This is a genomic window from Pseudomonas sp. P105 (assembly GCF_032614175.1).
In the GTDB taxonomy this organism is placed as follows: domain Bacteria; phylum Pseudomonadota; class Gammaproteobacteria; order Pseudomonadales; family Pseudomonadaceae; genus Aquipseudomonas; species Aquipseudomonas rhizophila.
Window position 1 is genome coordinate 2314108 of sequence record NZ_CP126693.1, and the last position, 24305, is coordinate 2338412.

General features: G+C 58.8%; 22 protein-coding genes. 10 read left to right on the forward strand and 12 right to left on the reverse strand.

The window, feature by feature from the left end; genetic code table 11:
* Window positions 1-70: 70 nt before the first annotated feature.
* On the forward strand, window positions 71-997 hold the full coding sequence (locus QOM08_RS10490) for a LysR family transcriptional regulator (RefSeq protein WP_139050625.1): 927 nt from the start codon (window positions 71-73) through the stop codon (window positions 995-997).
* A gap of 33 nt (window positions 998-1030) precedes the next feature.
* On the forward strand, window positions 1031-1423 hold the full coding sequence (locus tag QOM08_RS10495) for a GFA family protein (protein ID WP_316912936.1): 393 nt from the start codon (window positions 1031-1033) through the stop codon (window positions 1421-1423).
* A 15-nt stretch (window positions 1424-1438) separates the two neighbouring features.
* On the opposite strand, the gene QOM08_RS10500 is transcribed toward QOM08_RS10495, so the two are convergent.
* From QOM08_RS10500 to QOM08_RS10520, 5 genes are all read right to left on the reverse strand, one after another.
* Entirely contained in the window at window positions 1439-1591 is a 153-nt protein-coding gene (locus QOM08_RS10500; RefSeq protein ID WP_310663005.1) for an aldehyde dehydrogenase family protein, read from the reverse strand.
* Between the two features lie 20 nt (window positions 1592-1611).
* Window positions 1612-3786, reverse strand: coding sequence for an ATP-binding protein (locus QOM08_RS10505; RefSeq protein ID WP_139050623.1), 2175 nt, complete (start codon window positions 3784-3786; stop codon window positions 1612-1614).
* A 290-nt stretch (window positions 3787-4076) separates the two neighbouring features.
* The gene (locus QOM08_RS10510; RefSeq protein WP_076385384.1) at window positions 4077-5030 is read right to left on the reverse strand and encodes an alpha/beta fold hydrolase; all 954 of its coding nucleotides are present in this window, start codon (window positions 5028-5030) and stop codon (window positions 4077-4079) included.
* A gap of 168 nt (window positions 5031-5198) precedes the next feature.
* A complete protein-coding gene (locus QOM08_RS10515) occupies window positions 5199-6110 on the reverse strand; it encodes a LysR family transcriptional regulator (protein ID WP_083714446.1) in 912 nt (303 codons plus the stop codon).
* A gap of 1401 nt (window positions 6111-7511) precedes the next feature.
* Entirely contained in the window at window positions 7512-8489 is a 978-nt protein-coding gene (locus QOM08_RS10520) for an MBL fold metallo-hydrolase (protein ID WP_188251585.1), read from the reverse strand.
* A gap of 254 nt (window positions 8490-8743) precedes the next feature.
* Between QOM08_RS10520 and QOM08_RS10525 the strand changes: the two genes are divergently transcribed.
* Window positions 8744-9493 (forward strand): substrate-binding periplasmic protein, encoded by a 750-nt coding sequence (locus QOM08_RS10525; protein WP_107322769.1) that lies wholly within the window; start codon window positions 8744-8746, stop codon window positions 9491-9493.
* 22 nt (window positions 9494-9515) lie between these two features.
* On the opposite strand, the gene QOM08_RS10530 is transcribed toward QOM08_RS10525, so the two are convergent.
* Window positions 9516-10982 carry a surface-adhesin E family protein gene (locus QOM08_RS10530; RefSeq protein ID WP_223194458.1) on the reverse strand — a complete coding sequence of 489 codons (1467 nt, stop codon included), beginning with the start codon at window positions 10980-10982 and terminating at the stop codon, window positions 9516-9518.
* A gap of 133 nt (window positions 10983-11115) precedes the next feature.
* Between QOM08_RS10530 and QOM08_RS10535 the strand changes: the two genes are divergently transcribed.
* Together QOM08_RS10535 and QOM08_RS10540 are read left to right on the forward strand one after the other, a co-directional pair.
* Entirely contained in the window at window positions 11116-12969 is a 1854-nt protein-coding gene (locus tag QOM08_RS10535) for an ABC transporter ATP-binding protein (protein WP_188252391.1), read from the forward strand.
* Between the two features lie 96 nt (window positions 12970-13065).
* On the forward strand, window positions 13066-13962 hold the full coding sequence (locus tag QOM08_RS10540) for a serine hydrolase domain-containing protein (RefSeq protein ID WP_281459350.1): 897 nt from the start codon (window positions 13066-13068) through the stop codon (window positions 13960-13962).
* Between the two features lie 232 nt (window positions 13963-14194).
* Here QOM08_RS10540 and QOM08_RS10545 read toward each other — a convergent pair whose 3' ends face one another.
* Both QOM08_RS10545 and QOM08_RS10550 read right to left on the reverse strand, forming a co-directional pair.
* Complete coding sequence (locus tag QOM08_RS10545) at window positions 14195-15193, reverse strand: NADP-dependent oxidoreductase (protein WP_281459349.1); 999 nt, start codon at window positions 15191-15193, stop codon at window positions 14195-14197.
* 59 nt (window positions 15194-15252) lie between these two features.
* A complete protein-coding gene (locus QOM08_RS10550; RefSeq protein ID WP_076385372.1) occupies window positions 15253-16041 on the reverse strand; it encodes an SDR family NAD(P)-dependent oxidoreductase in 789 nt (262 codons plus the stop codon).
* 263 nt (window positions 16042-16304) lie between these two features.
* On the opposite strand from QOM08_RS10550, the gene QOM08_RS10555 reads away from it, so the two are divergent.
* Entirely contained in the window at window positions 16305-16880 is a 576-nt protein-coding gene (locus tag QOM08_RS10555; protein ID WP_160892875.1) for a TetR/AcrR family transcriptional regulator, read from the forward strand.
* On the opposite strand, the gene QOM08_RS10560 is transcribed toward QOM08_RS10555, so the two are convergent.
* Window positions 16863-17552: a phytanoyl-CoA dioxygenase family protein gene (locus QOM08_RS10560; RefSeq protein WP_139050615.1), complete on the reverse strand. Its 690-nt coding sequence runs from the start codon at window positions 17550-17552 to the stop codon at window positions 16863-16865. The genes QOM08_RS10555 and QOM08_RS10560 overlap by 18 nt on opposite strands.
* A gap of 152 nt (window positions 17553-17704) precedes the next feature.
* Here QOM08_RS10560 and QOM08_RS10565 point away from each other — a divergent pair, with 152 nt between their 5' ends.
* The 3 genes from QOM08_RS10565 (at window position 17705) to QOM08_RS10575 (ending at window position 21190) form a co-directional block, all read left to right on the forward strand.
* Window positions 17705-18328, forward strand: a complete 624-nt coding sequence (locus tag QOM08_RS10565) for a hypothetical protein (protein WP_316912937.1) — start codon at window positions 17705-17707, stop codon at window positions 18326-18328.
* A gap of 105 nt (window positions 18329-18433) precedes the next feature.
* Window positions 18434-19693: an IS256 family transposase gene (locus tag QOM08_RS10570; protein ID WP_139051243.1), complete on the forward strand. Its 1260-nt coding sequence runs from the start codon at window positions 18434-18436 to the stop codon at window positions 19691-19693.
* A gap of 123 nt (window positions 19694-19816) precedes the next feature.
* Window positions 19817-21190, forward strand: a complete 1374-nt coding sequence (locus QOM08_RS10575) for an IS1182 family transposase (protein WP_034115148.1) — start codon at window positions 19817-19819, stop codon at window positions 21188-21190.
* 331 nt (window positions 21191-21521) lie between these two features.
* Here QOM08_RS10575 and QOM08_RS10580 read toward each other — a convergent pair whose 3' ends face one another.
* Entirely contained in the window at window positions 21522-21794 is a 273-nt protein-coding gene (locus tag QOM08_RS10580; protein ID WP_310662973.1) for a hypothetical protein, read from the reverse strand.
* A 271-nt stretch (window positions 21795-22065) separates the two neighbouring features.
* Between QOM08_RS10580 and QOM08_RS10585 the strand changes: the two genes are divergently transcribed.
* Window positions 22066-22737, forward strand: coding sequence for a DUF2268 domain-containing putative Zn-dependent protease (locus QOM08_RS10585; protein WP_139050610.1), 672 nt, complete (start codon window positions 22066-22068; stop codon window positions 22735-22737).
* Here QOM08_RS10585 and QOM08_RS10590 read toward each other — a convergent pair.
* Both QOM08_RS10590 and QOM08_RS10595 read right to left on the reverse strand, forming a co-directional pair.
* On the reverse strand, window positions 22691-23212 hold the full coding sequence (locus QOM08_RS10590; RefSeq protein ID WP_139050609.1) for an HIT family protein: 522 nt from the start codon (window positions 23210-23212) through the stop codon (window positions 22691-22693). The two genes, QOM08_RS10585 and QOM08_RS10590, sit on opposite strands and share 47 nt — an antisense overlap.
* 163 nt (window positions 23213-23375) lie before the next feature.
* Window positions 23376-24242, reverse strand: a complete 867-nt coding sequence (locus QOM08_RS10595; protein WP_310662974.1) for a LysR substrate-binding domain-containing protein — start codon at window positions 24240-24242, stop codon at window positions 23376-23378.
* Between the last annotated feature and the right edge of the window lie 63 nt (window positions 24243-24305).

A 24305-nucleotide genomic window follows, 5' to 3' on the forward strand; every position in this document is an offset into this window, starting at 1 on the left:
ACGATAAACGAGCAACCTTGGCGATCACTGTTTGTAAAATCCAAACAATCTGACGGACACCGGGGCAGTAATGGATCGTTTCGACGCGATGCAGGCATTCGTTCGAGTGGTGGAGGCGGGCAGCTTCACCAAAGCCGCCGAAACACTGCATATGAGCAAGACCACCGTGACCCAACTGGTGCAGCAACTGGAGGCCCGGCTGCGCGTCAAGTTGCTCAACCGCACCACGCGCAAGGTCAACGTCACCGCTGACGGCGCCGCTTATTACGAGCGGGTGATTCGCCTGCTGGCCGACATGGACGATGCCGAGACCAGCCTGTCCGGCGCTCAGGCACTGCCCAGAGGGCGACTGCGAGTGGACGTGCCAAGCCCGCTGGCAACCATGATCCTGGTGCCGGCATTGCCGCAATTTTACGCGCGATACCCGGACATTCAGATCGACATGGGCGCAAGCGACCGCATCGTCGACATGCTCGATGAAAACGTCGATTGCGTGGTGCGCGGCGGCGAGCTGACGGACCAGTCGCTGATCGCCCGGCGCGTCGGCGACCTGGCTCTTGGCGTGTTTGCCGCACCGAGCTATCTGCAGCGCGTGGGCACGCCTGCGCATCCGCGAGAACTGGAAGATTCCCAGCATCGCATCGTCGGCTTCCTCTGGGCGCGCACCGGCAAACCGCTCCCTTACGCCATGCACAACCACGGCGAGCATTTGCACATCAAAGGACGCTACGCACTGGCCGTCGATGATGGCAACGCCTACCTGGCGGCCGGTCTGGCGGGGTTGGGTGTGCTCTGGCTACCCGAGTACATGTCCAGATCCCATCAGGCGCGCGGTGAGTTGGTGCGCCTGTTCGAAGACTGGCGCCTCGACCCGATGCCGCTCTACGTGGCCTATCCTCCTAACCGACACATCAGCGCCAAGTTGCGGGTATTTATCGAATGGGTCGTGGAGTTGATGGCGCAGCATGCGCCTGTTATCGACCGGTCCGGGTTATGAAACCCGATCGCATGACTGCAGAGGAGACGCACCATGGACCGATTCACCGGCGGTTGCCTGTGCGGCAACGTTCGCATCCAAGCCACGGGCCGCCCGTACCGGGTTGGTCTTTGCCACTGCCTCGACTGCCGCAAGCATCACGGGGCGCTCTTCTACGCCTCCGCCGTGTTCCCCCAGGATGCCGTGACGATCGAGGGCGAAACCCGGGACTACGCCGGGCGCTTCTTCTGCCCGCGCTGCGGCTCGTCGGTGTTTGCCCGTAGCGGCGACGAGGTGGAAGTGAACCTGGGAACGCTGGATGCCCCGGATCAACTGATGCCCACCTACGAAAGCTGGACCGTGCGCCGTGAGTCCTGGTTGCCGGCGTTTCCGTTCACCAGGCACTACTCGCATGATCGTGAGGGTACGGGGCGCTCCGAGGAGTAGGCGCGGTAGCGGGTCTTAGCCAAAGCCCACAATCGCCTTGATCTCCAGGTACTCCTCAAACCCATGGAGACCATACTCACGGCCATTGCCGGAACGCTTGTAGCCACCGAACGGTACCCTCTGTACGCAAGGACGAGATTCCGTTGCGCAAACTGTTGCGGCACTGATTCAAAGGAAAAGGGGCCCCGTCATCCAGCGCTGTCCTCACTGGCGTGAATCAACGCACTCACCCGTCGGCCGAGGTCAGTCAAGCTGAAAGGTTTGGCCAGTACGTGGGTCGTGGTGTCGACCGAAACCAGATTTTTCCCCTCGGCAAATCCGGTGATGAACAACACTTTCAGCGAGGGATATCTGGCCTTCATTTCATTCGCCAGGCTGATGCCATTCATGGTTCCCGGCAGGCCGATATCTGTCAGCAATAAATCGATATGCTCGGTCTTATCGGCCTGCTTGAGGGCAGAGACGCTGTCCAGCGCATCGATGACGTGATAGCCGGTTTCAGTCAGGAATTCCGAGACCAACTGGCGAATCGCCGCTTCGTCATCCACCACCAGAATGGTTTCGTTGGCGCCGGGCTGCAAGGGTGCGGTGTCATCCAGATGCGCGCTTTTCACCCTGATGGGGGACTGGCTGACAACCGGAAAATACATTGTCACGGTCGTACCCACGCCGACGCTGCTCTGAATCTTCACCTGCCCTCCGGATTGCTGGGCAAACCCGTAGATCATCGACAGGCCCAGGCCGGATCCTTCGCCAATGCGCTTGGTGGTGAAGAACGGATCGAACACCCGAGACAGGATGTCGGCGCTGATCCCCGTGCCCGAGTCGGTGACCGAGATCGCCACATATGGGCCCGGCGGCATCATTTTTTCGCTGGAAGATGTCGCGTCGATAACGCAGCGTTGCACGTCAAGTTTCAAGGTTCCGCCACCGGGCATCGCATCCCGGGCGTTGATGGCCAGATTGAGCAGGGCGTTCTCCAGTCCATTGGGGTCGCATTTGATCGGATCATGCCCCCTGAAAGCGCATTCGACATGAATGCTCGGGCCCACGGAGCGTCGGATCATTTCTTCCAGGCCGGCCACCACTTTGCGCGGTTCGAGAACTTCCGGTTCTAGCGATTGCTGCCTGGAAAATGCCAGCAGGCGCTGGGTCAGTGCGGCTGCGCGTGTCGCTGAGGTCAGGGCGACGGAGTTGTAGCGAGACAGTTCGTCGTAGCGTTGACGGTCGATGTGCCGTTGCATCAGCTCAAGGCTGCCACTGATGCCAGCCAGCAGGTTGTTGAAGTCGTGGGCAATACCCCCCGTCAGTTGGCCTACCGCTTCCATCTTCTGACTTTGCCGCAGTTTCGACTCGGCCAGCGCACGCTCCTGTTGTTCGGCTTCAAGCTGCTGGGTACGGGTTGCAATCCGGTCTTCGAGCAGGTCGTTCCAGTCCCTGAGCGCCGCCTCCAGTTGCACCCGCTCGTTGATGTCTTCGACGGTGCCATACCAGCGCTCGCATCGTCCCTCGGGATCCAGGCTACAAAACGCGCGGATTCTGAACCATCGATATTCCCCCGTGGATTTTCGCAACTGGATCTGTGCGTCGAAGGGTTGCAAACTCGCCAGCGACTGATTCCACAACCGGGCAAATGATATGCGGTCATCGGGGTGCGTTGCGTTCAACCACTGGCGCCCCAGTGTCTGTTCCGGCGACCGTGCGGTGTATTCATACCAGCGTTGATCCAGCGATGTCACCGCGCCATGGCTGTCGGCCGTCCAGGGCCAGAGTGGATTAAGCTGCGCGGCGATTCGATAGTGTCTTTCGCTTTCCCGCAATTTTTCTTCAGTCAGGCGCATGGCCTGCATGGTTTTGGCGCGTTTCAACGCCGCACCCAGCAGGTTGCTGTAGACGCGCAGAAAGTCGATGTCGCTCTCGCTAAACTGCCGGGGGCTGCGGCTGTCGACTTCGAAGATGCCGAAGGGGCGCGTCTCGGTGGCGCCGTGTACCAGCACATTGACGAACGCTTGGACGCCGTTGCGCGTTTGGAAGTCGTGATAGTGAAAGCGTGTTTCTGTCGCAATGTCCGTGGAAATGACGGCGCCGCCGGAGTCCAGGGAATACCGTTCCGGGGTGCCTTCCAGTGCCTGAACCCGGACTTCGCCAACGACCCCCGGCAACCAGCCCACACCGTTGCGCACCAGGAAAGTGACACCGTCGTCTTCCAGCGACATGAACTTCGCCAGATGGGTTTCCAGTGCTTCACCGACCAGACGACACGCCTCGTCGAGGATGTGTTCAAAATCGTCTGAAACCAGGGCTAGCTCGCCGAACTCGGCAAGTACCTTGCGTTGACGTAATAAAGTGTCTTCGATTGTCATGTGGATCACCCTTGGTACGTCTTGAATATCCGAGGGTTGCAGGACGGCTAGGTTCACATGAATTGATAAGCGTGCCGACCACAAGCCGTTTGACGTGAGAGGCGTAGAACGCAAAAGCCCTTCCTGAGAAGGGCTCTGCAAAGTGGGCGCAGAATCTGGGCGCCCCTGGACAAAGGTGGGAGCGAGTCTGCTCGCGATGGCGCTAGGTCGCCTGGTCGGGGTCGTGAATGTTCCGACGCTATCGCGAGCAGGCTCGCTCCCACACAGGTCATGCAGTGCATGTCATTGTTTTATTCCTGAAGAAACGTCAGCAGATCCTGGTTCAGCCGGTCCTTGTGCGTATCGGTCAGGCCATGCGGCGCGCCGGGGTAGACGATCAGACGTGCACCCTTGATCAGCGCCGCCGAGGCCCGACCGGAAGCATCAATGGGAACAATCTGATCATCGTCTCCATGAACGACCAGCGTCGGCACATCGAACTTCTTCAGGTCGTCGCGAAAATCGGTGGCCGAGAAGGCCGCGATCGACTCATAGGTGTTCTTGCTGCCCGCCTGCATGCCCTGCACCCAGAACGACTGGATCAGCCCTTGGGATGGCTTGGCACCCTCGCGGTTGAAACCGAAGAATGGACCGGAGGCGATGTCCAGGTAAAGCTGTGAGCGGTTCTCCAGGGACGCCTTGCGCAGCCCGTCGAACACCTCGATGGGCAGACCGCCGGGGTTGGTTTGGGTCTTGAGCATCAGCGGTGGGACGGCGGAAACCAGCACGGCCTTCTTCACCCGGCTTGTACCATGGCGACCGATGTAGCGAGCCACTTCGCCGCCCCCCGTCGAGAACCCCACCAGGGTGACATCCTTCAAGTCCAACGCTTCAATCACCGCCGCCAGATCGTCGGCGTAGTGATCCATATCGTTGCCTTCCCACGGCTGGCTGGAGCGGCCATGACCGCGACGGTCGTGGGCAACGACGCGATAACCCTTCGAGGCGAGGAACATCATCTGCGCTTCCCAGCTGTCGGCGTTCAGCGGCCAGCCGTGACTGAAGGTGACTACCTGGCCATCCCGTGGACCCCAATCCTTGTAGTACAGCTGCACGCCATCCCGGGTGGTGATATAGCTGGCGGACTGGATCATGCTGCCGACGGCGGACATGCTCGCAGCGGTCTGGGCGGGGGAGGCAGCTTCTGCGCTGAGGGTTGCCAGTGCCAGCGTCGCGATGGCCATGGTGCGGTTGAGTGTGTTCATCGTCTCTCTCCATAGGGGTCGGTTTGACCTGTCGCGACCGCCGTCGATCGCGTTGGTGGGCAGATTAGAGAGAGAGGCTGCTACCGAGAACCGCTGCGCTATCGATAGCTGCTATACGCATAACCGATGGTTGCGGCGCGCTTGGATGGACCCCCTACGCTGGAGCACTCAAGCGGGCTCCAGTTCCGCGCTGAGATAGACCTGGCGGCGCAGCCATTGATGGCCGGCATCCTTGTTATTGCGCGGGTGCCAGGCCAGCACCAGGCGCAGCGCCGTCAGCTCGAGGGGTGGTTCGAACAGGTCCAACCGGTCGCGGTACTGGCAGAGGAAGCGCGAGGGCAGTGTGCACAGGGTATCGGTGGACGCAACGAGCAGCGGCGCCAGTGCATAATTCTGAATGGAGAAGGCGACGTTGCGAACCTGGTTGATCTCCACCAGTGCCTCGTCGACCACCCCGGCAAAACGCCCGCCTTCCGAGGACACGAGCACATGATCAAGGGCGCAAAACGTCTCGAGATCAAGTGGTCCCGTGCCGCGAGGATGGCCCTTGCGCTGGGCGGTCAGGAAGCCATCCTCCCAAAGAGGTCGCTGCATGAGGTCGTCGCGAAGAGCGCCTGGCACGGTGATCAGAAGATCGATCTGGCCTTGCTCAAGACGCTCGAACACGTCGCGTGGGGGATGGATGAACGCCAGCTTTGCATGCTTTGCCTCATGCTTCAGACGGGCGCAGAGATCCGGCGCCAGAACGGCCGCCGGCGTTTCGAACAAGGCGATGACGAAGGTGCGGGTCGTGGTGGCCGGATCGAAACGTTCCGGTTGACTGACCAGGCGTTTGAGTCCTTCGAGCACTTGCAGCAACTCTTGCTCCAGTGCCTGCGCCCGGGGCGTGGGGACCACGCCACGACCGTTCGCCGCCGGGACGAACAACGGATCCGCCAGGATATCCCGCAGACGCGCCAGCCGTGCCGACAGAGCCGGTTGGCTGATGCCCAACTGGGCAGCGGCACGTGTGACATTGCGCTCTTGCAGCAGCGCCTTGAGTGCCAGCAGCAACGCTCCGTCGAAATCTGTGTAGTTCATCTTCATCTCCCGATCAGCGCCATCAGACAGGCTGCTGTGCGGGCATGAAATCAAACAAGGTGCCGGTTTGTATAGCGTTGCGCAGGTGGGAGCGAGCCTGCTCGCGAAAGCGGTGTATCAGTCAGCAAAGATGTTGAATGTGCCGCCGCCTTCGCGAGCAAGCTCGCTCCCACCCTTAATCGCCGCCAGCCGCAGAATCTTCATTCACCGCAAATCCCCTGTGGGAGCGAGCCTGCTCGCGAAAGCGGAGTGTCAGTCAGCAAAGATGTTGAATGTGCCGCCGCCATCGCGAGCAAGCTCGCTCCCACCCTTGATCGCCGCCAGCCGCAGAATCTTCATTCACCGCAAATCCCCTGTGGGAGCGAGCTTGCTCGCGAAAGCGGTGTGTCAGTCAGCAAAGATGTGGGATGTGCCTACGCCATCGCGAGCAGGCTCGCTCCCACCCTTGATCACCGCCAGCCGCAGAATCTTCATTCACCGCAGATCCCCTGTGGGAGCGGGCTTGCTCGCGAAATCGGTGTATCAGTCAGCAAAGATGTTGAATGTGCCGCCGCCATCGCGAGCAAGCTCGCTCCCACCCTTGATCACCGCCAGCCGCAGAATCTTCATTCACCGCAAATCTCCTGTGGGAGCGAGCCTGCTCGCGAAAGCGGTGTATCAGTCAGCAAAGATGTTGAATGTGCCGCCGCCATCGCGAGCAAGCTCGCTCCCACCCTTGATCGGCGCCAGCCGCAGAATCTTCATTCACCGCAGATCCCCTGTGGGAGCGAGCCTGCTCGCGAAAGCGGTGTGTCAGTCAGCAAAGATGTTGAATGTGCCGCCGCCATCGCGAGCAAGCTCGCTCCCACTCTTGATCGGCGCCAGCCGCAGAATCTTCATTCACCGCAGATCCCCTGTGGGAGCGAGCCTGCTCGCGAAAGCGGAGTGTCAGTCAGCGCCGATGGGGAATGTGCCGCCGTCTTCGCGAGCAGGCTCGCTCCCACCCTTGATCACCGCCAGCCGCAGAATCTTCATTCACCGCAGATCCCCTGTGGGAGCGAGCTTGCTCGCGAAAGCGGAGTGTCAGTCAGCGCCGATGGGGAATGTGCCTACGCCTTCGCGAGCAAGCTCGCTCCCACCCTTGATCACCGCCAGCCGCAGAATCTTCATTCACTGCAGATCCCCTGTGGGAGCGGGCCTGCTCGCGAAATCGGTGTATCAGTCAGCAAAGATGTTGAATGTGCCGCCGCCATCGCGAGCAAGCTCGCTCCCACCCTTGATCGGCGCCAGCCGCAGAATCTTCATTCACCGCAGATCCCCTGTGGGAGCGGGCTTGCTCGCGAAAGCGGAGTGTCAGTCAGCGCCGATGGGGAATGTGCCACCGCCTTCGCGAGCAAGCTCGCTCCCACAAGATCAAGCGTTTCAGTCGCGATTGCGATACTGGGCCGGCACCCACTCATACTTTCCGGCTTCGCGTCGAATATGGCCGATACCGGGGAAGGGCAAATGCGCGACCGCAGACAGGCGCATTTCATCGGCTGAGGTTTCGAACTGACGCAGCCGCTGGGCTCGTGCGTTGTCCTGATTGACGTCAAAACTGATGGTCACCTCGGGCCGGGCGAACTGGATCAGGCCGACGTGCAGGATATCCCCCCAGAAATCGAGGCTTTGGCCCTGACTCTCGACCCTGTAGAAGCTATGGCCCGGCGTGTGGCCCGGTGTCGGGATGGCGGTGATGCCGGGGAGGAGGGTGGTCTTTGCGGTGAACGTCTTGACCTTGCCCGCCTCAAGGTAGGGGCCAATCGTCTTGCGCGCTTCTTCCAGGTGCTTGGGTTCGAGTCCTCTGCTCAGGTTGGCCGGATCCAGGAAGAAATCCACATCGGCCTGACCCACGTGAATGGTCGCGTTGGGGAATAGCATCTGCCCATCCCGCGTCAGCCCGCCGGAATGATCGGTGTGAATGTGGGTGATCAGAATGTCACTGATCTGCTCCGGCCGATAGCCAGCGGCGGCCAGGCTCTGGGGCAGTTTGCCGGCTACATTGCCGAACAGTTCGCCGGCGCCTGTATCCACCAGTACCAGATGAGAACCGGTGTCGATCACGTAGGCGTTGATCGAGGTTTCCACCGGGTTACGGACGAAGCCTTTTTGCAAAAGCGCGTCTATTTGCCCGGTGCTGATGCCCCGCAGCAGCGGGTGAAGATTAAGCGGTAGCGTACCGTCGCTCAGTGCGCTGACCTGTACCTCACCCACTTGGAATCGATAGACGCCCGGCAGCTGGGGTTTGTGTGATCGCGAGGCTTCTATTGGCGTTGCGGTGGAAGTCAGGGGGTAGATCGCTGCCGTGAGAAAAAGGGCAGCTAGCAATGTTGTGCGATGGAGAATGGATTGGGTGTGCATGGCAGGAATCCTGGGCAGCGCGAACCTCATTGATCGCTGGAGCAAAGATAAGGCGACGGCGGGACGGGGGGAACGCCTGCCTCGGTTATACGACGCATCGTTGTGGCTGATGGCCGGGCGCAGTGACGCGCTTGGGTGAGCCCGTGGCGAGGGGGTTTATCCCCGCTGAAGGGGCGCACCAACTGTTTGGTGCGTGTTTAAGGCTATGCTTATCAGGTCCCCCATAAACACCAAGCAGCCCATCAGGAGAACCCGTGAAACAATCGACACCTGTCGCAGCGCTGCTCTGTCTGCTGCTCGGTACTGGCGTTGCCAGGGCCGAGCCGTATCAGGTGGTCACCGAAGAATGGGCCCCGTACAACTATCAGGAGAACAACCAGCTCACCGGCATGACCACTGAAATCGTGCGAGCCATCATGGCACTGACCGGGGATGACTTCGAGGTGCTGTTGCAGCCCAGCATGCGCGCCACCCAGGTACTGAGGACCCGAAGCAAGACCATCATGTTCTCGCTGTTTCGCACGGCGGAGCGCGAGCCGTTGTACAAGTGGGTCGGGCCGATCGTGGAAGAGTCCATTCATGCCTATCAGTTGGCCAGTACGCCGCCGGTGAATTCCCTGGAACAACTGCTGCACGCCCCGCAGATCACCACGCGACATGCCGGCCTGGTGCCGCAGATGCTGCAGTCGCTGGGCTTCAACAACCTGGACAAAAGTGCTACCGAGAGCAAGCTGCTCTACCGCATGCTGCTCGCCGGGCGGACCAAGATCATCGTAGGTGACACCGATGCCGGGGTGGCTTACTACAGCCGCCAGTTGAATATCGCACCGGGCACACTGCGCAAAATCCCCATCGAACTCTATCGGTCATCGCTGTACATCGCCTTCAGCCTTGACTCTGACGATGAGGTGGTGGCCGCGTGGGCCAAGGCTTTGGAGCAGTTGCGGCGTTCTGGCGAGGTGGAGCGGATTCAGCGGCGGTATGAGCGGCCCGTCGGGCAATAAACGAAGCTCGCTCGTCACATCCTCACTTTACACTCTGCACGCGCATGTTGATGGACATGAAGTCCTTTTTGTCCGTGCTGGCGTGATAGAAGAAACCATAGTCAACCAAATAGTAATAATGCTCCAGCGGCACGGGGGTTGTGCTTGGGCGCTGTTGACGATGGCAGCTCAACGCCTTGGCGTTGCCGCTCAAGCCTGGGTTCAAACGTTTGGCGGGGCCTTCACTGTCGACGGTGCAGTCGACGGTTTTCGGCTCATCGCCCATGGTTCCAAGCAGATCGCTAGTGATGCTGCCCCGTTGGGTATAACTCAACTGACTGCCCACAGGCATGTGCTGCCAATCACCCCGAAAGCTCAGGCTGTTGACGACTACGGTGTTTTCCGAGCGGGTGGCCTGCTCTCGGCCTGAAAGCCTGATCAGGCCGCGCCAGTTGATCTGGCGGCCATTGAGGTATTCGCTTTTGTGAACAATGTTGAGCTGCTGGGTCGCGGGGTCGGTCGACAGGAAGTACTCAGTGCGTTCTGGCCAGCTTTTTTCAGCATTACTGCCGGTGCCTGCCAGCTCTATATAGGTCAGCGTCTTGGCCGGCGGCGGCATGTGCAGTTGCTCGATACTCTTCAACACACCTGGGTTGATGTCGGGCAGCGCGTCAGCCGCCACCGGTGCCTTGGTGCGCGACTTGAGCGCCGGCAGACCGGCAATGCTTGTCGTCGCGCTGCACACGAGTTCAAACACCTTCAACTGATCCTCGTCGGCCGCCGCAATAACCTTGGCCTCGGGAAACATCTCGACTTTTCCGTCAGTTACTTCGTTATTGGAATTGAGGTAATAACGGGCCAACAGCTTGGCATTTCGTGCTGCACAGTCCATCGTGTACTGCTCACGGATCTGTGTGAAAGGTGCGTTGCTAATCGGGTTGAGACGTGTCTTCGGCTCGTCGTACGCCATCCAGAACTGCACCTGTTTGCCATTTTTTTGCAAACTGCTGTTATCGAGCAACAACCACCGTTCACCTTCGCCCTTCGCCACTTGGCGCCAGTCCGGGATGGGTAGCCTTTTACACGCCTGCGTGAAATCCCGGTTGTTCATCAGCGAGCTGTGATAGCGCGCGGGCAACGCAGTCGCCGGGGCATACTGGGCGGTATTGCTGGAGTAGGAGCGCCGGAGCATGAACGAATAAACCAGGGTGACCTGCGGTTTCGAGCAGGCCGCCGAAAACTGAACAGTTTGCCAGAACGGCAAATTCGGTTCGCGGGGTGCAAACACCTGGAAGTTGATGACGTCGCCCTCGCGCATCAGGCTGTTGGGCGTCAACGGTTGAGCGAGCAGGGCGGCTTGTTTATCGGCCGGCGTCTGGTGGCTGGCGCAAGCGGTTAGCAGCAGGGAGGCGAGGAAAAGGGTTGAGCGTTGCACAGAGGTCTCCGGTAAGTCCATTGAGGGAGGCGTTATTGCTTGGAGGGCAGGAGGTAGGATATAGCTTGTACTCATGCGTGTCGCCGAGGGTTGTGTTTCTTGGATCGAGCCCTCGTTGTGCCGGGCGAACAACCTTTCCTCCACCCAAACCCCTCAAAGCAACCTTTAAATGCCAGAATCTCTTTACCAGATGGTTTTGGAGATCACCATGCTTCACGCATTTGAACAACGGCTCGACCCTTTTCCGCCCGACGAGGCACCTCCGCCACCTGAAGGTCTGGCGCGGTTCCTGTGGGCCTGCACGCGGGGCGCTCGCGGTTACATTCTCGCGCTCGCGCTGCTCAGTGCCGCTGTGTCGATTTACGAAGCCTGGCTGTTTTCTTTTCTCGGGCAGGTCGTGGACATGCTGTCGATCTGGCAGGCAGGCGGCGATGCGGCCCGACAGGAAAGTCGCGTGCTGTGGGGCATCGGTGTGGTGCTGGTGACGAGCATTGGGCTGGTAGCGATGCGCACGATGGTGCAGCACCAGATATTGGCGATCAATCTGCCGTTGCGGTTGCGCTGGGATTTTCACCGGCTGATGCTGCGGCAAAGCCTTTCGTTCTTCTCCGATGAGTTCTCCGGCCGGGTCACCACCAAGGTGATGCAGACGGCGCTGTCGGTGCGCGAGGTGTTATTCACCATTATCGAGATCGCTCCGGGGATCGGGGTGTACTTCATCGCGATCATCGCGCTGGCCGGCGGCTTTGACTTGAAGCTGATGCTGCCGTTCATTGTCTGGGTGGCGTTGTTCGGTCTTGCCATGCGCTACTTCGTGCCCCGCCTTGAGAAAGTAGGGCAGGAGCAGGCCCATGCGCGGTCATCAATGACCGGGCGTATCTCAGACGCCTACACCAACATCACCACGGTAAAGCTGTTCTCCCACTCCAAACGTGAAGCCCACTTCGCGCGCGCTGCCATGGAGGATTTCAAGCAGACCGGCTTTCGCCAGATGCGCCTGGTCAGCCAGTTCGAGATCGTCAATCAGGCATTGGTGGTCGGGTTGATCATGGGGGCAGGCGGTTATGCCCTATGGCTATGGCACCAAGGTCAAGTGGGCGCGGGTGCGGTCGCGGCGATTATTGCCATGGCGTTGCGCATAAATGGCATGTCGCACTGGATCATGTGGCAAATGACCTCGCTGTTCGAGAGCATCGGCACCGTGCAGGATGGCATGGCGACCCTGGCCTGCGGCCCCAAGGTGCAGGATGCCCCGGACGCCAGCGAGCTGGTCACCACGGGCGGCGCGGTGACTTTCGACAATGTGAGCTTCAATTACAACGGCGAACGCCAGGTGCTCGATGGCCTGAGCCTGAGCATTCGCCCGGGCGAAAAGATCGGGTTGGTGGGCCGCTCCGGTGCCGGTAAATCCACGCTGATCAACCTGCTGCTGCGCTTTTACGACGTGGACAAGGGTGAGATTCGCATCGACGGGCAGAACATCGCGCACGTCACCCAGGACAGTCTGCGCAGTGCCATCGGCATGGTGACTCAGGATACTTCGCTGCTGCACCGCTCCATTCGCGACAACATCGCCTATGGACGCCCCGATGCCACCGACGAGCAAATCCGCAGCGCCGCGGCCAGTGCCCAAGCCGATGGGTTCATCAGCCAACTGAGCGACAAGCAAGGCCACAGCGGCTACGACACCCTGGTGGGCGAGCGGGGTATCAAGCTTTCGGGCGGCCAGCGTCAACGCGTCGCCATTGCCCGGGTAATGCTCAAAAATGCCCCGATCCTGCTGCTTGACGAGGCCACCAGCGCCCTGGATTCAGAGGTCGAAGTCGCCATCCAGGAAAGCCTCGATGAAATGATGCAGGGCAAGACCGTGATCGCCATCGCCCACCGATTGTCCACGATTGCGGCGATGGACAGGCTGATCGTCATGGATGATGGACGCATCATCGAACAAGGCACCCACACCGAATTGCTCGGGAAAAACGGCACCTATGCGCGGTTGTGGCATCACCAGAGTGGCGGATTTCTGGGGGAGGATCAGGGCGTGGCTGAGGCGGTGGAGTAGGTATGAGGGGGAAATAGTCTGGAACGATCATTTTGTGGACTGGCTACTGAGATATCTAGTCGAGGCATCGATCCACCCAACATTCCAGGGAAGCCAATGCTCAGTTCGCTCATATCAAATGGTCAACCACAAACGCCTGCCCCATCTGAACTGACGGTCCCCTGGTGGAGTTTTACGAAAACTGTCCTGGCTGGGACGGCTCTATCGTTGGTGCGTGATGGGCTGATTGGATTGGACGACCCCCTTGCTGATCAGCCTTTCACGCTACGCCAGCTGCTACGGCATGAGGCAGGACTCGCCGATTATGGCGAACTTGCGGAGTATCACGCCGCCGTTACGAACAGTGAATCAGCCTGGTCGGCCGATGAAATGATGCAACGCCTTGACGGCACTCGACTTCGATACACCCCTGGAACCGCTTGGCGCTACTCGAATGTGGGCTACTTGCTCATCGGCCGGCTCATTGAACGGCTGACAGATCTGACGCTCGATGAAGCAGTGAGTCAACGCGTGCTAACTCCCCTGGGCCTGTCGAACGTTCGCTTCGCTAAAACGCGAGCAGACCTACAAGCGACCCCTCTTGGAAGCGCCTCAAAATATGACCCCGCCTGGGTCTATCATGGCTTGCTGATCGGCCCGATTTCGCAAGCAGCGCTATTGCTGGACCGACTCCTTTCTGCCGATCTTTTCTCCAAGGGCCTGCTCCAGGAAATGCAGGCAGTACGAGCATTGGGCGGCCCGATTCCCGGACGCCCATGGATCACGCCTGGCTATGGCCTGGGTGTGATGCAGGGTGCGATTGACGGCGGATTTTCCCTCTGCGGACACACAGGCTGCGGGCCTGGCAGTGTCATTGCCGTTTACCGCATCTGCGATGGCGATGCATCGGTTTGTTGCGCCGCTTTTGAGAGGGGGGCTGGTGAAGGTGCGGTCGAAACCTTTGTGGTTGGACAGATGCTGCAAGTCCTGCGGCAGGGGGCTGAAGACGGCTAAATGTTCTTGGCTTCGGTCTCGTGATTGGCCTAACGCCTGCCTGCGGCGTCAAGCCATTACTGCTCAAGCATCAAACCACGCCAAAAGATGATCGGCTTTTCTACCCGCGCGGGTTCCGGTGGCAACTGCTCTTCTATGGACTTGTCGTGCGCTGGCGGCTCCTCTGGTTCAGGCGCCGCAGTCGGGTACTTGGCGGTATACACATCATCTACTGACATCTTTTGTCGTGCGCTTATTTGATTGTTATGGTGACTTTGCCTTTTGATCTGCCCTGCTCGACGTAGCGCAACGCCTCTGCGGTCGATGCAAAAGGGAAGGAGCGATCGATGACCGGTTTGATGACCCCAGCCTCGATAAGCGAGGTGATTTTCTGCAGTTGTATCCCGTTGGCACGCATGAACAAAAACGCATAGCTCACCCCATGTCTGCGGGCTTTTCTGCGAATACCGCTGCTCAGCAGGCGCATGACTTGCCCCAGCACCCAGGACAGGCCTTGCTCTTGAGCAAATTGCGCGGTCGGCGGCCCTGAAAGGGAAATGAGCTGTCCGCCAGGTTTGAGCACCTTGATCGATTTCTCCAGTACATCGGCGCCGAGGCTGTTCAGCACCACGTCGAAATCGCGCAACTCCTTTGCAAAATCCTGCTGTTTGTAATCGATGACCACATCCGCCCCGAGTGCTTTCACCCATTGAACATTCGCCGTACTGGTGGTGGTCGCAACGAAGGCGCCAAGGTGTTTGGCGAGCTGGATAGCAAACGTGCCGACTCCGCCTGATCCAGCATGAATCAACACCTTCTGGCCTTTTTTCAGCTGGGCGGTCTCAACCAGCGCCTGCCAGGCCGTCAAACCCGCCAAGGGGATGGCAGCCGCTTCGGCCATGTCGAGATTGGAGGGTTTCAGCGCGAGCGCGTTTTCGTCCACGGCGATCAGTTCAGCAAACGTCCCGATCCGTGCCTCTGGAGGACGTGCATAGACTTCGTCGCCTGGCTTGAATCGCTTCACCGCCGAACCCGTGCTAACAACCACTCCGGCCAGGTCATTGCCCAATACCAATGGAAATGTATAGGGCAGGATCAGTTTGAATTCCCCCGTTCTGATCTTCGAGTCCAACGGGTTCACGCTGGTTGCATGCACCTGAACCAGAACGTCATGCACACCGACCGCAGGGTCGGGCACTTCGCCAATCATTCCGTTCTGCTTGCCGTAGCGGTCGATAAAAAATGCCTTCATGTTGCAGCTGCTCTTGTCGGGGGAATGAGAGTGGGGCGAGGCCGACCTGTCGGCATGGGTCAGTCTTGAGTCAAATAGCGCTGCGCCACAGCGGACTGCCTGATCTGCGACAAAAGACCCTGACGCGCGGTTTGCAGGGCATCCCAGCGCTCGCCTTCATGCAGCGGAGGAATGGTCACCGGTTCGCGACGGTCGAAGCCCACCAGTGCGGCATCGACCAGATCACCCACTTCCATGATTTCGCTCAAAGTGTTGATGTCGATACCGGCGCGATCCCAAATCTCCGTGCGGGTGGCGGCGGGCAGTACGGCTTGCACATAGACACCCTGAGGCGACAGTTCCAGGCTCAAGCCTTGGGACAGGAACAGCACGAACGCCTTGGTCGCTCCATAGACCGTCATGCCGAACTCAGGCGCCAGACCCACCACCGAGCCGATGTTGATGATCGCGCCTTCACCTGCTTTGGCCAAGCGTGGCGCGATGGCGCTGGCGAGACGCACCAGCGCGGTGGTGTTGAGGGCCACCAGTTGTGCCACGCTGTCGGTGCTTTGCTCGATGAAGGTGCCGGACTGTGCGGCGCCGGCATTATTGACGAGGATGCCGATGCGCGCATCATCCCGCAGGCGCGCTTCGACGCTGTGCAGGTCAGTGAGTTGAGTCAGGTCGGCCTGCAGCACTTCAACGGCGACGTTGTGCTCGCCACGCAACTTCGCGGCGAGCGTTTCCAGGCGCGAGTGATCGCGGGCGACCAACACCAGATCATGTCCGCGTTGGGCGAAACGCTCAGCGTAAACCGCGCCAATGCCGGTGGAAGCGCCAGTGATGAGAACGGTAGGGCGAGTAGTCATGATGTCAGCTCTTTGTGAGAAACATGGATTGGGATTGATGCACGAGAAAAAATCAGGCTCGATCAGCCAGTGCCTGGGCCAAGGAATAGGCGGTAAACAGATTCAGGTCGCTCATGGGAGGTTGTTCCGTGTCCGTTGGTAGCTGGTCAGATCGTTGGAAATTATGATGATGATCGAAATCTAAACTGTCAACGGTTTTGATTATGATCAACATCAATGTATGATCAGTCGATGAATTTCCAGCGGTAACGAGGTATCGAAACATGCGCGTGACCAAGGCCCAGGCCCAGGCAAATCGGGAGCACATCGTCGAAACAGCCTCAGTCGTATTTCGCGAGCGCGGTTTTGACGGGGTCGGCGTGGCCGACCTGATGGCCGCCGCCGGCTTCACCCATGGCGGTTTCTACAAACATTTCGGTTCGAAGGCTGACTTGATGGCCGAAGCCTCGGCGAAGAGTCTTGAGCAGTCACTGATCGGCGTCGACGCATTGAGCGTGAAGGACTTCATTGATGTGTATGTGTCACGGGACCATCGCGACGGGCGCGCCACGGGTTGCACCATGGCAGCGTTGTGCGGTGACGCGGCACGTCAGTCGGACGATTTGAAGGCGGCATTCGCTGAAGGCATCGAGCGCATGTTGCAAACTCTCGGCGAAAAATACCCGACCGGGCCGGATGCGGTGCCGGGTGAGGCGAGGGGGAAAATGATCGACCTGCTGGCGCACGCGGTCGGCGCGATCATGCTATCGCGCGCCTGTCCTGACGACTCGGCGCTGGCCGATGAAATTCTGGCGGTGTGTCATGCGCAAATGATTGCATCTTTACCTAGGCGAGCGTAGACCGAAGCCAAAATCCAAAGGCTCGAACCGCTCACTCGTGGCCATACGAACATTACGCAGCCCCACGGTTTCCAAGTGTGAAGCGTACAACTGCTCCGAAAAATAACTGATCAAAATCGAACGACGGTGCGAACCCACCGAGTTCAGGCTGCCCGCATGCACCAAGTCCACATCGAACACCAGGATGTCACCGGCGCAACCTGAAAGCTGTACGGAGCGTGATTCGTTGGTGAAATCGAATGGCGGCGCTCCCGGCTCGGGCCGATGGCTGCCAGGCACGATACGCGTCGCACCGTTCTCAGGGCCATAGTCGTCAAAAAAAGCCAGGGCCATGGCAATGTCGCCTGGCCGTTGGGCCGACAAGTCGCGGTGCAGCGGTTGATGGCCGCCACCGGCAAGAGGCTCGCGCCCCTCCACCTGCGACAGAAAGAACCGCTCCTCGATCAACTCCCCCGCGACCGCCAGCACCTGGGGCAGACGACACACAGCCTGAACCTTCGCATCATCGTCCAACAGCGAATGACGCCAGTCCATGCCACGCGGCACGGGCCATTGGTCCGACGGCCTCACACCAGCATCGAACGCGGCACGCAGGTCTTCCAGCCATTCGGTTGGGATCGCTTGACGGAGCAGAGCGTAACCATCTCGATGGAGTTGATCGCGGTTAGTCATGGTTTTCTCGACTTCCTTGTGCGCACGTTTGCAAGGCTAGTATTCAAAGCAAAGTTGGACCACCCGACACTGCAAAATCGAAAGTGACCAGAGACAAACCCGGAAGGTTTGCAGTTATCATCTGATCACCATCCAAGAAAAGGACTTCACCGATGAAGCGTCTGTTCGTCTGCACCCTCCTTGCACTGGCCGTCGTCGGCTACGCCAAAGCCAACCAGAGCACCTTCGAAGAAACCAACCAGTGCTCGGAAGATATCGATTGCCAAGGGGATTTCATTTGCAAAAACGGCCTATGCGATCTTCCTGAACCCCAACAAAACCTCGTTGCAAAACCCACCGTCACGACTCAAATCGCGCCCCCAGCGCCCCCCGGTGTTGCCTATGAAACCTTGCCCGTCACCGCCGAGCGTGCCGGGCCTTTCACGACCCAGACCCAAGGGACGGGGACCGCGCTGAATTATCAAACGCGCGCTGGGGTGGTGAATGTCATGGAGGCAATTGTCGAGGAGGCTGAGTACACCGGGTATGTGGCGATTGAAAAGGCTTATACGTTTGGGCCGAGCCGGTATGTGGTGGTTGTTTCCACGGGGGAGGGTGGGAATGCTTGCCCGGCGTCTACTTATGTTTTTAGTTTTGATGCCAAGGTCGAGCGTGTTGATGGGAAGCGGGAGGTGGCTGGGTGTTCTGAGTTGGTTGAGGTTGTGGTGGAGGGGAATAGGTTGACGGTTAAGAAGGAGGGGGATGGGACTGTTGTTTTTAATGGGGTTGTGGAGTAGATCGGTGGGGGGGCTTCGTCTGTTTTCGGCCGATTCTGTTGAAAAAGTAGCTCGGGACTGTCAGAAATTTTGTGTTCGGGCATAACATGCTGAAGAGGTGCATGTATGCCAACCAAAAAGAAGACGGCCTTGGAGGCCAAAACCGAGCTTCCTTCGATCCCGAAGGAGCTGATTGATCAGTTCGTCAAAGGCCCAATGACTGCCGAGGCGATTCAGGATGCGTCGATGGCCTTCAAGAAGGCGCTTATCGAGCGAGCCCTGGGCGCAGAGCTGGGCCACCATCTTGGCTATCCTCAGGGCGCGGAGCGCCCTGAGGAGTCTAATAACCAGCGCAACGGTAAAAGTGGCAAGACCGTTTTGACAGACGACGGTCCGCTTCGTCTGGAGATTCCCCGAGATCGCGATGGCAGCTTTGCGCCGATTCTGATTCCCAAGCATGAGCGGCGCTTTACCGGTTTCGATGACAAGATCATCGCCATGTACGCTCGGGGCATGACGGTTCGCGAGATTCGCGCATTTCTCTTGGAACAGTACGGTACGGATGTCTCGCACGACTTCATCAGCTCAGTCACCGACGCGGTGATGGAAGAGATCGGCGCTTGGCAGCAACGACCGCTTGAGCCGATGTACCCGGTCATCTTCTTCGACGCGCTGCGGGTCAAAATCAGGGAAGAAGGTCTGGTCCGCAATAAGGCAATCTACTTGGCCTTGGGCGTACTACCGGACGGAACCCGCGATATCTTGGGCATCTGGATCGAGACAACGGAAGGCGCCAAGTTCTGGATGAAGGTCTTCAATGACCTCAAGACACGCGGCGTCGAAGACGTGTTGATTGCCGTGACCGATGGCCTCAAAGGCATGCCAGAAGCCCTGAGCGCGGTGTTTCCTGAGACGACGTTGCAAACCTGCATCGTGCATCTGATCCGCAACAGCCTCGACTATGCAGCCTGGGACAAACGTCGGGAGCTGGCCAAGGCTCTCAAGCCGATCTATCAAGCGATCAACGCCGAGGCCGCCGAAGTGGCTCTGGACTCATTCGAAACCGGGCCGTGGGGCAAGCAGTACCCGACCGTCGTGGCTGCCTGGCGACGCGCCTGGGATCGAGTTATCCCGTTTTTTGTCTTCCCACCCGCCATCCGGAAAGTGATTTACACGACCAACGCAATCGAGAGCATCAACGCTCAACTGCGAAAGATCATCAAAACGAGGGGACACTTTCCAACCGATGATGCTGCCACGAAGCTGATCTGGCTGGGCTTGCGCAATATCACAGCAAACTGGGGCAGTGCGGCCCATGATTGGAAAAGTGCGATGAATCAGTTCGCGATCCTGTACGGGGATCGGTTCATCAGGCCGACGTGGTAAATGAAGGTCTGCCTAACGGCAGGCCGTTACCGGCCCGCACACAAAAAATCTGACACTCCCAGTAGCTCCCCCTGTTTGACCTGCGGCAAAATTGCTTCATTGGCCGGCGGGGGATCACAGAGGATGATGGGACAGTTATCGAGTGGGCAGGAGCGACTGTTTTACTCGTTCAACCTTGAAGATCACATCCCCGCCAATCACCTTCTGCGCAGCATTGATCAATGTCTCGATCTGAGCGACCTGCGCCATTACCTCGCCGATTTCTACAGCCCGATTGGGCGTCCGTCGATTGATCCAGAACTGATGATTCGTATGCTGATCGTGGGCTATTGCTACGGCATTCGCTCAGAGCGCCGGCTGTGCGAAGAGGCCCATTTGAACCTGGCGTATCGCTGGTTCTGCCGGTTAAGCCTTGAAGATGAAGTCCCCAACCACTCGACCTTTTCCAAAAATAGACACGGCCGTTTTCGGGACAGTGATCTGTTTCGCTGGTTGTTCAATGAAGTGCTGCGTCGCTGCATGGACGCAGGCCTGGTTAAAGGCGAAGGCTTTGCCGTGGACGCCAGCATCATCAAAGCGGATGCGAGTCGGCAGCGGGGCGTACCGGGTGATGAGCCAGTCAACTGGAGCGATCCGGCCCTGAGCACCCGCGCCGTGCGTGAGTACCTTGAAGCCCTCGATGAAGAGGCTTTGGCCGAAACGCTACCGAAGCGCCTGTCGCTGACGGATCCTCAAGCCCGCTGGACCGCTGCTCCAGGCGGCCCAGCGTTCTACGCTTACTCCACGAATTATCTGATCGATACCGAGCACGGTGTCATCGTGGATGTCGAGCCCACACCGGCTCATCGAACCGCAGAAGTCGAGAGCACCAAGACGATGATCAATCGGGTCGAGGCGCAGTTCGACATCAAGCCGGAGCGCCTCATTGGCGACACCGCTTACGGCACAGCGCCGATGCTGGCCTGGATGGTGGAGGAAAAAGACATCGAACCGCATGTGCCGGTGTGGGACAAAGCCGAGCGCAAGAACGACAGCTTTTCGAGTAACGATTTCCACTGGAATGAAGAGGCTGAGGAATACCGCTGCCCAGCCGGCAACGTATTACGCAGCGAATGGCGAGCCTTCAAGAACGAGCGTTCGCACGTCACCAAAGCCAACACCATCATCTTCCGATCCAGACAGACCGACTGCGCGACATGTCCGATGAAAGCCAAGTGTTGCCCGAACACTTCGATTCGCAAGATCGCTCGCAGCGTCCATGAAGCCGCTCGCGATGTGGCTCGGCGCATTGCCGCAACGCCGGCATATCAGCGATCTCGCCACGAACGTAAAAAGGTCGAAATGTTGTTTGCCCACCTCAAGCGCATCCTGAAATTGGATCGCCTGCGGCTACGTGGCATGAGTGGCGCGACGGATGAGTTCACGCTGGCCGCTGCGGTGCAGAACCTGCGACGGCTGGCCAAATTTTCATCTCAAGGGCCACCAGTCACGGGATAGTTGCGCCTGCACCAAGCAAGAAACCTCAAATTAACCCAATAGCAGAGCAGCAAAGGTCAACGAAGGGCCGAAAAACCACTCTATGTGGTGAGTAGGTTCTCCGGTGGTGGTCGCGCCTGAGTTCAGGCCATTTGAAAATCCGACTTTTTCAACAGAATCGGCCGAATGCAGACCTTGACCAACGTCTGCACATAGCCATTCTCTGCCAATCATAGGTGGTCAAATCCGATGTAAATGGCAGGTATGGTCGAATGCATGCCACGGGGGAAGTCCGTGCAGAACTCATCGGCCAGCTAAGCAGAAACGGGCGCTTTAAGCGCCCGAAACTCTGTCAATGTTCAACCTGCGACTGAAGCCGTCGACCAATCACTTCCAGCAAATCACACCCATCACGCAACGGAATTACCAGAAGTTGCGCCAAGTCCGAAAGCACCACTGTTTCGCTGGCGATCTCGGATCGGAACGCGATGTTTTCCAGTACTTGAGTCACCACACGGATGCGGTAATCAGCGGTTGCGTGCAAGACGTCCAGCGGGGCTTGAGTATCGATGAGTAGAGAGGCAGGCGTGCAGTCGATGCCGGTAATGGGGATGTATCTTTGCATGGGATTGCTCCGATCAGGTTAAAGGGCTGATCCGATTCACAGGTCGCCAAACCTGATCGCCATTCTGGGCGACGGAATGACTATAGGTTTCCCCGCGCTCGACGGACAAGGCTCCGGGTTCCGAGAGCTTTCGCGATAGTTTTTTGCCAGAGAGGGCCTACAGACAGAGGGGCGATCGAATCTGTCGACACTGGACAGCTGCCCTAGGGAAATTTACTGTCGCGAGCGGCATGGATCTATCGAGCCAGTACTGTGATTAAAGGAGAGGGTTATGGAGAAATGGACGCTGCACTGGCTGGAAGCCTCTGGGAGCCTGGCCGAGTTTCGCCGCGAGTTGACTGACGAATTTGATGCCGCGTACGAGGCCGTTGCTCGCCTGATGCCCCCGCCGAGGCTCGATGTTCTGATTCAGAGGCTACCGGGCGAAACCATTCCGGAAATGGGTCTGGTAGGGCGGGCGTATCGCAGTTCCATGTTTTCCATGACCCTTGATCCCGATAATCCCAATTTCCTTTCCAGCCTATGCACCGGCGCGTTGCGTCGACATGTTATTCATGAGGTTCATCATTGCCTGCGCATGGGTGGTCCTGGCTATGGTTGGACTTTGGGCGAGGCTCTGGTCAGCGAAGGGCTTGCCGGTCAATTTGTTCGGCATTTGCTCGGTAGCGATCCGGAGCCTTGGGAACGTGCCATAGCGTTGGCTGATCTTTCAAACTCACCGGTCGGACTCCAGGCTCTCGAATCAAGGTATTACGATCACAACGAGTGGTTCTTTGGTTTCGGCGACAAGCCCAAATGGCTCGGTTACTCGTTGGGTTATCAAATGGCCGGACGCTGGCTTGCGTCGCGGGGCGAGGTTGATGTTTCAACCTGGGTCAACGTATCAGCAACAGACATCATGGCCATTGCGCTGGAGGAAGGTTTGGTGTCGGCCGAGTCTTGAACGCCTCCCGCAACCGTTCAATTACCTGGCTGATCGAAGGCCCTTGGATTGCCGGAGGTGTAGGGCTTTCGCCGAATTCACGCCAAATGAATAACGTTAGCTCTGCGCCATCGGTCAACGTCTGGGCGTTCTCTAGTGTCCCAAAGGTCTCCAGAAGCCTGTACCGCGCATCTTTCCAAAACAGTTCCTCGACCCAGTCGTAAACCGGGATGAAATGGAAGTGGATGGGGTAGCGGGGATCGTGGCCGAATCGGCTGATATAAAGCCATTTTGGGTTCAGGTGTGTTTCGAGAGTGCGCTGGATGTTTGCCATCAGACCACCCAGCTCTGCGAGCGCCGCGTCCGGCAATTGTGCCAATGAGTTTACGTGAACCTTGGAACCGAGCATGAGGTAGCCGGGCAGGGCGGATGCCAAGTGGTGGTTGACGATCCAATGGGTGGTTTCATGGAGGGCGAATCGTGGTGCTAATTCCAAAATAGACTCCCTGTCATCGTTCGGTTTGGGCTTACATGCGACTAAAGCTTACATCTCGGTTTACCAGTCGATCACCTACAATATTCTTGGGGCTGCTTCGCCGCCCAGCGGTGCGGTACGACGTTTCGCTAAATCCCCTCGCCACAATGGAAGGGCGGTGCAGCTAGCCTTCGAACTCCGTTTGCAGCATCCCCAAAAACGCCTCCCTGGCAGGATGCCGACCGGTGTTTTCATGCCAATAAAAAAGGTTATCGATCCCCGCCAGCTCAGGGAATTCATACCCCGTCCAACCAGCCCCCTGGCGGTATTGCTCATAGATCCCACGGGGCACCAGCGAGACACCTGCACCTGCACTGACGCAGCCGACGATGGCGCCGTAGCTGGAGATGCTGATGATCGGCTGCGTTTGCTCATGGCGTAGCAGCCATTGCTCCAGCGCCAAGCGGTACGGACAGCCCGTGGGCCACATGAAGATCGCTTTGCCTCGCAAATCTGCCGCACTGCGCAGTGGACCGTGAGACTCGGAGGCGATGAGCACCAGGTCTTCGCGGTACATCACGGCTCGTTTGAGTCCAGGTCGCTCCATGTCCACCGCTACGATCACGCCATCGAGCCGGTGATGCTGGACATCGTCCAGCAGCTGAGCCCAGGTGCCCGTGCTCAGTTCCAGGGATACTTGCGGGTACTGCGCGTGGTATTTGGCCAGCAACTGGGGCAGACGCCCCGTGGCGCTGGACTCGATCGCGCCAATGCGCAACGGGCCGCTCGGCGCGCTGTCAGGGGCTATTGCGCGGTGGGCCTCTTCTGTCAGGTTCAGTATTTTTGTCGCGTACCCCACAAACACTTCACCCGCCGGGCTGACTCGCAGTCCGCGACCTTCGCGGAAGAACAACGGCGTGCCGAGCTCCCGCTCCAGGGACTTGAGGCGCGCAGTGATGTTGGACGGCACACAGTGCAGCACTTCGGCAGCACGGGCGATGCTGCCGGTGTCGCAGACCGTCTTGAGCATGCGCAGTTGGGACAGTTCCATAGCTCACCCAAAGTGAATGGTGGGTTGAGTTTAAGTCACTTGTGCTGATGTGGGGTGGTTTCG

What these genes read in the sequence shown, in the direction of transcription:
- QOM08_RS10530 (WP_223194458.1), bottom strand. Translation starts at nt 10,982, where the DNA reads ATGAGTACAAGCTATATCCTACCTCCTGCCCTCCAAGCAATAACGCCT.
- QOM08_RS10535 (WP_188252391.1), top strand. Translation starts at nt 11,116, where the DNA reads ATGCTTCACGCATTTGAACAACGGCTCGACCCTTTTCCGCCCGACGAG.
- QOM08_RS10580 (WP_310662973.1), bottom strand. Translation starts at nt 21,794, where the DNA reads ATGCAAAGATACATCCCCATTACCGGCATCGACTGCACGCCTGCCTCT.
- QOM08_RS10585 (WP_139050610.1), top strand. Translation starts at nt 22,066, where the DNA reads ATGGAGAAATGGACGCTGCACTGGCTGGAAGCCTCTGGGAGCCTGGCC.
- QOM08_RS10510 (WP_076385384.1), bottom strand. Translation starts at nt 5,030, where the DNA reads ATGAACACACTCAACCGCACCATGGCCATCGCGACGCTGGCACTGGCA.
- QOM08_RS10520 (WP_188251585.1), bottom strand. Translation starts at nt 8,489, where the DNA reads ATGCACACCCAATCCATTCTCCATCGCACAACATTGCTAGCTGCCCTT.
- QOM08_RS10570 (WP_139051243.1), top strand. Translation starts at nt 18,434, where the DNA reads ATGCCAACCAAAAAGAAGACGGCCTTGGAGGCCAAAACCGAGCTTCCT.
- QOM08_RS10495 (WP_316912936.1), top strand. Translation starts at nt 1,031, where the DNA reads ATGGACCGATTCACCGGCGGTTGCCTGTGCGGCAACGTTCGCATCCAA.
- QOM08_RS10560 (WP_139050615.1), bottom strand. Translation starts at nt 17,552, where the DNA reads ATGACTAACCGCGATCAACTCCATCGAGATGGTTACGCTCTGCTCCGT.
- QOM08_RS10550 (WP_076385372.1), bottom strand. Translation starts at nt 16,041, where the DNA reads ATGACTACTCGCCCTACCGTTCTCATCACTGGCGCTTCCACCGGCATT.
- QOM08_RS10505 (WP_139050623.1), bottom strand. Translation starts at nt 3,786, where the DNA reads ATGACAATCGAAGACACTTTATTACGTCAACGCAAGGTACTTGCCGAG.
- QOM08_RS10565 (WP_316912937.1), top strand. Translation starts at nt 17,705, where the DNA reads ATGAAGCGTCTGTTCGTCTGCACCCTCCTTGCACTGGCCGTCGTCGGC.
- QOM08_RS10575 (WP_034115148.1), top strand. Translation starts at nt 19,817, where the DNA reads ATGATGGGACAGTTATCGAGTGGGCAGGAGCGACTGTTTTACTCGTTC.
- QOM08_RS10515 (WP_083714446.1), bottom strand. Translation starts at nt 6,110, where the DNA reads ATGAACTACACAGATTTCGACGGAGCGTTGCTGCTGGCACTCAAGGCG.
- QOM08_RS10595 (WP_310662974.1), bottom strand. Translation starts at nt 24,242, where the DNA reads ATGGAACTGTCCCAACTGCGCATGCTCAAGACGGTCTGCGACACCGGC.
- QOM08_RS10540 (WP_281459350.1), top strand. Translation starts at nt 13,066, where the DNA reads ATGCTCAGTTCGCTCATATCAAATGGTCAACCACAAACGCCTGCCCCA.
- QOM08_RS10545 (WP_281459349.1), bottom strand. Translation starts at nt 15,193, where the DNA reads ATGAAGGCATTTTTTATCGACCGCTACGGCAAGCAGAACGGAATGATT.
- QOM08_RS10555 (WP_160892875.1), top strand. Translation starts at nt 16,305, where the DNA reads ATGCGCGTGACCAAGGCCCAGGCCCAGGCAAATCGGGAGCACATCGTC.
- QOM08_RS10490 (WP_139050625.1), top strand. Translation starts at nt 71, where the DNA reads ATGGATCGTTTCGACGCGATGCAGGCATTCGTTCGAGTGGTGGAGGCG.